At 65.7% G+C, this 942-nt stretch carries 2 protein-coding genes; both read left to right on the forward strand.

The window, feature by feature from the left end:
- The coding region (locus EOB36_RS33895) for an SIS domain-containing protein (RefSeq protein ID WP_164897726.1) at positions 1-380 on the forward strand (380 nt) is incomplete at its 5' end.
- 97 nt (positions 381-477) lie between these two features.
- A partial coding sequence (locus EOB36_RS33900) for a M20/M25/M40 family metallo-hydrolase (RefSeq protein ID WP_128286593.1) occupies positions 478-942 on the forward strand: 465 nt, incomplete at its 3' end.

Below are 942 nucleotides of genomic sequence, written 5' to 3' on the forward strand. Positions count from 1 at the left end.
GCCGCTACCAGTCCGACGTGGTGAGCTTCGCCCGTCAGGCGCGCGAGCGGGGCATGGGCATTCTGCTCTTCACCGATCCTTGGCTCTCGCCGATCTCCGAACACGCCGATCTGACGCTGATCGCGGCAATTGAGGCCAACTCGCCGTTCGACACGCTGGCGACGGCCGTCGTCCAGATGGAGACCGTGTTTGCCCATGCGCTGGAGAGCGAAGGCCAGACGGTGCGCAAGCGCATCGAGGACATCGAAGGGATCCGCCGCGCCAATGGCGTAACGCTCGACGCCTCGGATGTCACCGGGCCGGGTGACCGCAGGACAGTCGCCGGGGACCCGGCCAAATGGGCAGCGCCGTTCGTCAGGGGCAAACCCAAATCGACATAGCCCGCGGCCGATATGATCGGCGCAGCATGAGCGGCTGAGCCACCCTGCACACCAAGAGACAATCGCGAACGCCGCAAAGGCACGAAAGGACATCGACATGCTGGACAGGGATGCGGCCGTCGCCGCCGCGCAAGCCGAGATCGACAAGGATCGCGACTGGGTGATCGGCCTCACCAGCGATATGGTCAAAATCCCCTCGGTGAATCCCAAGTTCGAAACCCGGCAAGGACTGAACCGCGAGGCCGACGTGCAGGCGCTGCTGGAGCCGATCCTCAAGGCGGACGGCTTTTCGACCGAACAATGGGACGCGCTGCCGGGGCGCCCCAATCTGGTCGGCGAATGGGCCGGCGATGAGGAGCGCAGCCTGATCCTGTGCGGCCATATCGATGTCGTGCCGGTCGGCGAAATGAAGAACTGGTCGGTCGATCCGTTTGGCGGCGATATCACGAACGGGCGCCTCTATGGCCGCGGCGCGGTCGACATGAAGGGCGGTGTCGCGGCTTGCATCGCGGCGGCGCACGCCATCCGCAAGGCCGACATCAAGCTCCAGGGCCGGCTGGCG

The organism is Mesorhizobium sp. M6A.T.Cr.TU.017.01.1.1 (genome assembly GCF_004023115.1).
Taxonomy (GTDB): Bacteria; Pseudomonadota; Alphaproteobacteria; order Rhizobiales; family Rhizobiaceae; genus Mesorhizobium; species Mesorhizobium mediterraneum.